The organism is Pandoraea communis (assembly GCF_902459745.1).
GTDB classification, from domain to species: domain Bacteria; phylum Pseudomonadota; class Gammaproteobacteria; order Burkholderiales; family Burkholderiaceae; genus Pandoraea; species Pandoraea communis.
This window is the reverse complement of the sequence record NZ_CABPSJ010000002.1, coordinates 957185-965636: the sequence shown is the minus strand read 5'-3', so window position 1 is coordinate 965636 and position 8452 is coordinate 957185. Positions and strand designations below refer to the sequence as shown.

The window sequence follows — 8452 nt, the reverse complement described above, 5'->3', positions numbered from 1 at the left end:
TCGGGGTACAGGTTCACACGCACATGGGTCGCCGCACGCGGGTTGATGATCGCGTGGTAGTGATGCGAGTTGCCCTGCAGCGTGGTCGAGGCGAGCAGTTCGAACCATTCGGCCGCCTCGCCCGGTGCGCCATCCGGGCTGTAGCAGCCCTCGAGCGACGCCGCGGGCGGGAAGTTGCCGGTGAAGTGGCTGGTGTCCAAATCGACGCCGAACAACACGCCCGGACGCGCGAGCTTGACCACGCACCAGTCGTAGCCGTTCACGCGCTTGCGACGCGTCTCCCAACCATCCATCCACTTGCCGTTGTCGTCGTATTTGCCGGGGATGAAGACGGCCGGCTCAGGATTGAGCATGCGCTCTTTGGCCGCGAAGAATTCGTCGCTGGCCTCCAATGCCTGCGCACCCAGGCGCGGATCGGCCAGATTGACGTAACGGCGCACGAATTCCGGTGCGTTCGGATCTTGCGGAACGAGGGCCATGTTGCTTTTCACTCCAGATAAAGGTGCCGACGTCTCGCGTCGGCAGAAGATTTGTTCGATTTCACTCTCGGCTTACGCCGCGATGTTTATGGCGTCACCGCTGCATTGGTCGGGGCATTGCCCTCTGTGCGATCTTCCGACGACGCTGCCATCGGCTCGTAGGGCAGGGCGCCATCGAGCACTTTGTGTGCCCTCGCAAAGTCGACGTCTTTTTCCCATGCCGCCACAACGAGCGTCGCCACGCAGTTGCCCAGCAGGTTGGTAATGGCCCGGGCAATGCCAACGAACCAGTCGACCGGCAAGATCAAAACCAGGCCAATGACGGGGATCGCCGGGATGGCCGCGAGCGTCGCCGCCAGAATCACAATGGCCGACCCCGGAATGCCATGCGCCCCCTTGGACGTGAGCAAGGACACGAGCACTACAAGGATCAGGTCATGCATGGATAACGGTGTGTTGGTCGCCTGGGCAATGAAGATGACCGCAAGCGTCAGGTAGATGGAGAAGCCGTCGAGGTTGAAGGAGTACCCCGTCGGCACGACCAGGCCTACCGTCGACTTCTTGATGCCCATCCACTCGAGCTTGCGCATGATCGCGGGCAACACAGCATCGGACGACGCCGTGCCCAACACGATGGACAACTCTTCGCGGAAGTATTTGATGAACTTGAAGATGTTGAAGCCCGCCAGACGCAATACGCCCCCCAACACTACGGTGACGAAGACGAAACAACTCACGTAGAACACGAGCACCAACAAGCCCAATTGCTTGAGCGATGACGCACCGTATTTGCCCGTGGTGAAAGCCACCGCGCCCAATACGCCCAGCGGTGCCAGCCGGATGATGAATGCCATCACGCGGAAGAAGACATGGCTCAGGTCTTCAATGAATCGCGCCACCGGACGGCCCCGCTCGCCAAGGGCCGCCAACGCGCAGCCGAACATGACCGAGAAGACGAGGATCTGCAGAATGTCACCCTTGGCAAAGGCGTCGGTAATGGTGTTGGGAATGATCTTCAACAAGAAGCCAGCGGTGTCTTTCAACCCCTTCGCATTCTCGGTGTACGCCGCCATCGCGCTCGGATCGAGACTGCGAATGTCGATATTCATTCCCTCGCCCGGCCGTGTCACCCATGCCAGCACTGCACCGATGACCAACGCGAAGGTGGTGATGATCTCGAAGTACACGACGGCCTTGATTCCCACTCGGCCAACTTTGCGCAAATCACCCGCACTCGCCATGCCACTCACAACCACACAGAAGACGATCGGTCCAATGACCATCTTGATCAGCTTCAGAAAGCCATCGCCCAACGGACGCAACGACTCTCCCAACTGCGGAAACCAAATACCAAGCGCCACACCCGCTATCAACGCAATGACGACTCGGCCAAACAACGAACGGAACAGCTTGGGCATGGTTTGTCTCCTCTGCCTGCGCAAATCACTCTCTCGGATTTCGCGATTTCTATGTCGGACGGACTGCTCTCGGGGGCTGATTTCTGTACGGCAACATCACCTTGGCGCGCTCGGCACCCGCCAACACCAGCAAGGCTTTCAAACAAGTCATACCGGTCTGACCAGTGATGTTATGGGGAATATTAGAAAGCCAATATAGTCCGGTCAAGACGCGGCTTCTGAGGGGATTCCCTATGGAAGGGCGAATTTCCACGGTCGCTTCGTCGAGTGTGGCGATATCCCCTGCACAACGGCTGCCGGAGCGCGTGAGGGGATATTTGGCGTCGTACAATGCACCATACGTATCCCCGCATTTTTTGTGAGGCCTCATGAAGCATTCGGCGCATGCCGTAACCGACGCCGCCGTCGTCACTATCCGCGAGCGCATTGAACGTCAGGTCTATCCGGCCGGCGCCATGCTTCCTTCGCAGCGCCAACTCGCCGAGGAGCTGGCCATTAGCCGCGCTTCGCTGCGCGAAGCCCTCTCGACGCTCGAGGCGCTCGGCATGGTGGCCATCCGCCCCGGCAAAGGTGTCTATGTGAACGACGCCTCGGCGCGCAGGGGCGTTGCCTGGCGGTTCGCCGACCAGATCTCGCTCGCCGACACGTATCAGCTGCGCTATGCACTCGAAGGTTTCGCCGCCCGGCTCGCCGCTCATGCCGCCAGCGCCAGCGAAATGGAATGGCTCACGGATAACGTCGAAACGATGAAGGGGGCGCTAATTGACGGCGACGTCGATACCGCCGCGCAACTCGATTTCGCGTTCCATCTGCGCATTGTGGGACTCGCGGGGAACGCCGCCATTGCCGATATCCTGCGCGGCAGTACGGACATCGTCATGGAAAGCCAGCGCCTGCCGTTCTACCAACGTGAACTGGTGCTTTCCACCTATCATGAACATCTGGAGATCCTCGACGCCCTGCGACGCCGCGACGGCGCCGCCGCAGGGGCCGCGATGGAGCGCCATATCGTGCTGGCAGCCCAGCGGGCGGGCATTCATTTCCCTATCCCCTCTGCGTATTCGTCAGCCGGCGGCCTCTCCCTCCGGGAGAACGCAGAGCGTACTGATGCGCGACACGTTCAGCTTTGAGATGAATGGGATTTGCGCTATACTTTGAAGGTTTTAGTCATTTAACCCTCACCCTAGCGCCTACCCGCCTGACATCTCGTCCGCAGTCCGAGCATCCGCTGTGCGCATATTCCGCGCAATTCCGGTGCCCGCGCTGATGTCATCGCGGCGGACGATGGAGCTGGCAGCCGGGGTGAACCCTTCAGGAGTTTCCCGTGCTGCCGTCATTCCCACCCGCCATTCTCGCGCTCGCTGACGGCACGGTCTTTCGTGGGTACGCCATCGGCGCTGCCGGTCACACCATCGGTGAAGTCGTGTTCAACACGGCCATTACCGGCTATCAGGAAATCCTCACCGACCCCAGCTATGCGCGTCAGATCGTCACGTTGACGTATCCGCACATCGGCAACACGGGCGTCAACGGTGAAGACGTCGAAGCCACGAAAGTCCATGCCGCAGGCCTGATCATCAAGGATCTGCCGATCCTCGACTCGAATTTCCGAGCCAACAAGACGCTCTCGCAATACCTGAAGGATGAAGGCGTCGTTGCCATCGCCGGCATCGATACGCGCCGTCTGACCCGTATTCTGCGCGAGAAGGGCGCTCAGAACGGTTGCATCCTTGCCGGGGAAGAAGCCGATGAAGGCAAGGCCATCGCACTCGCCCAATCCTTCCCGGGACTCGCCGGTATGGATCTCGCCAAGGTCGTCTCGACCACGCAGAAGTACTCGTGGACAGAAACGGAATGGCGTCTGGGCGAAGGCTACGGTGAGCAGAAAGACCCGAAATTCCATGTGGTCGCTCTCGACTACGGCGTCAAGCGCAACATTCTGCGCATGCTCGCCGAACGTGGCTGCAAGGTCACCGTGCTGCCCGCCCAAAGCTCGGCCGACGATGTGTTTGCCCTGAACCCGGACGGCGTGTTCCTCTCGAACGGCCCCGGCGACCCCGAGCCGTGCGATTACGCCATCGCCGCCACGAAGACGTTCCTCGAGCGCCGCATCCCGACCTTCGGTATCTGCCTCGGCCACCAGATCATGGGGCTGGCCGTCGGTGCCAAAACGCTCAAGATGAAGACCGGCCACCACGGTGCCAATCACCCGGTCAAGGATCTCGCGACCGGTCGTGTGGTGATCACCTCGCAAAACCACGGCTTTGCCGTGGATGCGAACAGCCTGCCGGCCAATGCGCGCGTCTCGCACGTTTCGCTGTTCGACGGCACGCTGCAAGGCTTCGAGCTGACGGATCGCCCGGCATTCTGCTTCCAGGGGCACCCGGAAGCCTCGCCGGGCCCGCATGACATCGGCTATCTGTTCGACCGATTCGTGCAGTCGATGGTCGACGCCAAGCAGCCCGCGTAAGCACAGGCTCGACGAGACTCGGATAAGGATAAGGACGCGCGCATCATGCTCGGAAACTCGATCGGCATCGTCAACCTCTGGACCTATCTGGCCGGCGTGGTGGTGGTCATTCTGCTGCCGGGACCGAACTCGCTCTATGTGCTGTCGGTGGCAGCCCAGCGCGGTGTTCGTCACGGTTACGCAGGGGCTTGCGGCGTGTTTCTCGGCGACACCATCCTCATGACGCTGGCAGCCGCCGGCGTGGCGTCGCTGCTGCACGCGCAGCCGGCGCTGTTCTTCGTGGTGAAGTATCTCGGTGCGGCCTACCTTTGCTGGATGGGCCTGAACATGCTGCGCGGCGCGCTCGCCAACGCGCGAGCCGCGCGGGCGAATGAGGGCGCAGCCGTTGTGGCGCCCAAGCCGGTGGATGCAGACCACCCGTTCAAGCGCGCACTGTTCATCAGTCTGCTGAACCCGAAGGCAATCCTGTTCTGCGTGTCGTTTTTCATCCAGTTCGTCGATCCGGGCTACGCCTACCCCGCCGTGTCGTTTGCGGTGCTGGGTGTGATCGTGCAGACCTGCAGTTTCCTGTATCTGAGCACGCTGATCCTGGCCGGTTACCGCCTGGCCGAGCACTTCCGGCAACGTCGCCGGTTGAGCGCCGGGGCAACCGGCGGCGTGGGCGCGCTGTTCGTCGGCTTCGGTGTGAAGCTCGCGACCGCGACGCTGAGTTAAATTTTTGTTGAGAACGTTATGCCAAAGCGCACAGACATCAAGAGCATCCTCATCATCGGCGCCGGCCCGATCATCATCGGTCAGGCATGCGAATTCGACTATTCCGGCGCACAAGCCTGCAAGGCACTGCGCGAGGAAGGCTACAAGGTCATCCTGATCAACAGCAACCCTGCCACGATCATGACCGACCCGGACACGGCCGATGTGACCTACATCGAACCGATTACTTGGGAAGTCGTCGAGCGCATCATCGCCAAGGAACGCCCGGATGCCATCCTGCCGACGATGGGTGGCCAGACCGCGCTTAATTGCGCGCTCGACCTGCATCGCCACGGCGTGCTCGACAAGTACAAGGTGGAACTGATCGGCGCGTCGCCGGAAGCCATCGACAAAGCCGAAGACCGTCTGAAGTTCAAGGACGCGATGACCAAGATCGGTCTCGGTTCGGCCAAGTCGGGCATCGCCCACTCGATGGAAGACGCCCTCGCCGTGCAGGCCCAGATCACGGCTGAAATCGGCGGTAGCGGCTACCCGATGGTAATCCGCCCGTCGTTCACGCTCGGCGGCTCGGGCGGCGGCATTGCCTACAATCGCGAAGAATTCGAAGAGATCTGCAAGCGCGGCCTCGACCTCTCGCCCACGCGCGAACTGCTCATCGAAGAGTCGCTGCTGGGCTGGAAGGAATACGAGATGGAAGTTGTGCGCGACCGCGCCGATAACTGCATCATCGTTTGCTCGATCGAGAACCTCGACCCGATGGGGGTCCACACCGGCGACTCGATCACTGTCGCACCGGCCCAGACGCTGACCGACAAGGAATACCAACTGCTGCGTAATGCATCGCTGGCAGTGTTGCGCGAAATCGGCGTGGAGACGGGCGGCTCGAACGTCCAGTTCTCGATCAACCCGAAGGACGGCCGTATGGTCGTCATCGAAATGAACCCGCGTGTGTCGCGCTCTTCGGCCCTCGCCTCGAAGGCGACTGGCTTCCCGATCGCGAAGATCGCCGCCAAGCTGGCGATCGGTTACACGCTCGACGAACTGCGCAACGAGATCACCGGCGGAGCCACGCCGGCCTCGTTCGAACCGACCATCGACTACGTCGTGACCAAGGTGCCGCGCTTTGCCTTCGAGAAGTTCCGCGAAGCCGACCCCCGCCTGACGACGCAGATGAAGTCGGTTGGCGAAGTGATGGCCATGGGCCGCACGTTCCAGGAATCGTTCCAGAAGGCCATGCGCGGTCTGGAAGTCGGCGTGGACGGTCTGGATGAAAAGTCGACCGACCGCGACGAGATCGTTGCCGAAATCGGCGAGCCGGGCCCGGACCGTATCTGGTACGTGGGCGATGCATTCCGCCTGGGGATGAGCCTCGAAGAGGTGTACGCCGAGACGGCCATTGACCCGTGGTTCCTCGCCCAGCTCGAAGCCATCGTCAAGAAGGAACAGGCACTGGCTGGCCGCACACTGGAAAGCCTGACGACCGACGAACTGCGCTTCCTCAAGCAGAGCGGTTTCTCGGATCGCCGCCTGGCCAAGCTGCTCGGCACCGACCAGACCGCCGTGCGCCGCGCCCGCATCGCACAGAAGGTGCGCCCGGTCTACAAGCGTGTGGACACCTGTGCCGCGGAGTTCTCGACCAACACCGCTTATATGTACTCGACCTATGAGGAAGAGTGCGAAGCCCAGCCGACCAACAAGAAGAAGGTCATGGTGCTGGGCGGCGGCCCGAACCGTATTGGTCAGGGTATCGAGTTCGATTACTGCTGCGTGCACGCGGCCCTCGCGCTGCGTGACGACGGGTACGAGACCATCATGGTCAACTGCAACCCGGAAACGGTGTCGACGGACTACGATACGTCGGATCGTCTGTACTTCGAGCCGGTGACGCTGGAAGACGTGCTGGAAATCGTCGACCTCGAAAAGCCGGTCGGCGTGATCGTGCAATACGGTGGTCAGACCCCGCTCAAGCTCGCCCTCGATCTCGAAGCGAACGGTGTGCCCATCGTCGGCACGAGCCCCGACATGATCGACGCCGCCGAAGACCGCGAGCGCTTCCAGAAGCTGCTGCATGATCTCGGTCTGCGTCAGCCGCCGAACCGTACCGCCCGTGCCGAAGACCAGGCGCTGAAGCTCGCCGCCGAAATCGGTTATCCGCTGGTTGTGCGTCCGTCGTACGTGCTGGGTGGCCGTGCCATGGAAATCGTCCACGAACCGCGCGACCTCGAGCGCTACATGCGCGAAGCCGTCAAGGTGAGCAACGACAGCCCTGTGCTGCTCGACCGCTTCCTCGACGACGCCATCGAGTGCGACGTCGACTGCATCTCGGACGGCACGGATGTCTACATCGGCGGCGTGATGGAGCACATCGAACAGGCGGGCGTCCACTCGGGCGACTCGGCTTGCTCGCTGCCGCCTTACTCGCTGTCGGCCGAGACGATCGCCGAACTCAAGCGTCAGACGGCCGCGATGGCCCGTGCGCTCAACGTGGTAGGCCTGATGAACGTGCAGTTCGCGATTCAACAGGGCAGCGGCGTCGACACGATCTACGTGCTGGAAGTGAACCCGCGCGCGTCGCGTACGGTGCCGTATGTCTCGAAGGCGACCGGCCGCCAACTGGCCAAGATCGCCGCTCGCGCGATGGTTGGCCAGTCGCTCAAGTCGCAAGGCGTGACGAGCGAAGTGACGCCGCCGTACTTCAGCGTCAAGGAAGCCGTGTTCCCGTTCGTGAAGTTCCCGGGCGTCGACCCGGTGCTCGGACCGGAAATGCGCTCGACGGGTGAGGTGATGGGTGTCGGCCGCACGTTCGGTGAGGCGCTCTTCAAGTCGCAACTGGCTGCTGGCTCGCGCCTGCCGGCCTCGGGTACGGTGCTGCTCACGGTCAAGGATGCCGACAAGCCGCGCGCCGTCGAAGTCGCGCGCATGCTGCACGCGCTGGGCTACCCGATTGTGGCCACGCGCGGCACGGCGGCAGCGATCGAAGCGGCCGGCATCCCGGTGCGCGTGGTCAACAAGGTGAAGGACGGTCGTCCGCACATTGTCGACATGATCAAGAACGGCGAGATTGCCCTCGTGTTCACTACGGTGGACGAGACCCGTACGGCAATTGCCGATTCGCGCTCGATCCGTATGTCGGCACAAGCACACAAGGTCACGTATTACACGACGATCTCGGGTGCCCGTGCGGCAGTGGAGGGCCTGAAGTATCTGCAGAACCTCGAGGTGTACGATCTCCAGGGCCTGCACGCTTTGCTGCCGGCCTGAATGCCCGCCCGCCCGAGGCGGGTAAGCGAGGGATATGCCCGGGCGTGGTTCGCTACCCTGGGCGAAGTCTCAAAAATATGGCGCGCACGCCGGGGAACCGATCTCCGTCG

5 protein-coding genes and 1 pseudogene are annotated in these 8452 nt (G+C 62.0%); 4 read left to right on the top strand and 2 right to left on the bottom strand.

Features of this window, described 5'->3' with window-relative positions:
- Window positions 1-479: pseudogene (locus PCO31110_RS10800) on the bottom strand (allantoicase); the annotation flags it as partial.
- A gap of 86 nt (window positions 480-565) precedes the next feature.
- A complete protein-coding gene (locus PCO31110_RS10795; protein ID WP_010805280.1) occupies window positions 566-1897 on the bottom strand; it encodes a C4-dicarboxylate transporter DctA in 1332 nt (443 codons plus the stop codon).
- 368 nt (window positions 1898-2265) lie between these two features.
- Between PCO31110_RS10795 and PCO31110_RS10790 the strand changes: the two genes are divergently transcribed.
- The 4 genes from PCO31110_RS10790 (at window position 2266) to carB (ending at window position 8342) form a co-directional block, all read left to right on the top strand.
- Window positions 2266-3027, top strand: coding sequence for a FadR/GntR family transcriptional regulator (locus tag PCO31110_RS10790; protein ID WP_010805279.1), 762 nt, complete (start codon window positions 2266-2268; stop codon window positions 3025-3027).
- A 194-nt stretch (window positions 3028-3221) separates the two neighbouring features.
- The gene (gene carA / locus PCO31110_RS10785; RefSeq protein WP_010805278.1) at window positions 3222-4367 is read left to right on the top strand and encodes a glutamine-hydrolyzing carbamoyl-phosphate synthase small subunit; all 1146 of its coding nucleotides are present in this window, start codon (window positions 3222-3224) and stop codon (window positions 4365-4367) included.
- A 45-nt stretch (window positions 4368-4412) separates the two neighbouring features.
- Window positions 4413-5081, top strand: a complete 669-nt coding sequence (gene leuE / locus PCO31110_RS10780; RefSeq protein WP_010805277.1) for a leucine efflux protein LeuE — start codon at window positions 4413-4415, stop codon at window positions 5079-5081.
- 18 nt (window positions 5082-5099) lie between these two features.
- Window positions 5100-8342: a carbamoyl-phosphate synthase large subunit gene (carB, locus tag PCO31110_RS10775; RefSeq protein ID WP_010805276.1), complete on the top strand. Its 3243-nt coding sequence runs from the start codon at window positions 5100-5102 to the stop codon at window positions 8340-8342.
- Window positions 8343-8452 lie beyond the last annotated feature (110 nt).

Coding starts and splice junctions, on each gene's coding strand:
- leuE (WP_010805277.1), top strand. CDS start 4,413: ATGCTCGGAAACTCGATCGGCATCGTCAACCTCTGGACCTATCTGGCC.
- PCO31110_RS10790 (WP_010805279.1), top strand. CDS start 2,266: ATGAAGCATTCGGCGCATGCCGTAACCGACGCCGCCGTCGTCACTATC.
- carB (WP_010805276.1), top strand. CDS start 5,100: ATGCCAAAGCGCACAGACATCAAGAGCATCCTCATCATCGGCGCCGGC.
- PCO31110_RS10795 (WP_010805280.1), bottom strand. CDS start 1,897: ATGCCCAAGCTGTTCCGTTCGTTGTTTGGCCGAGTCGTCATTGCGTTG.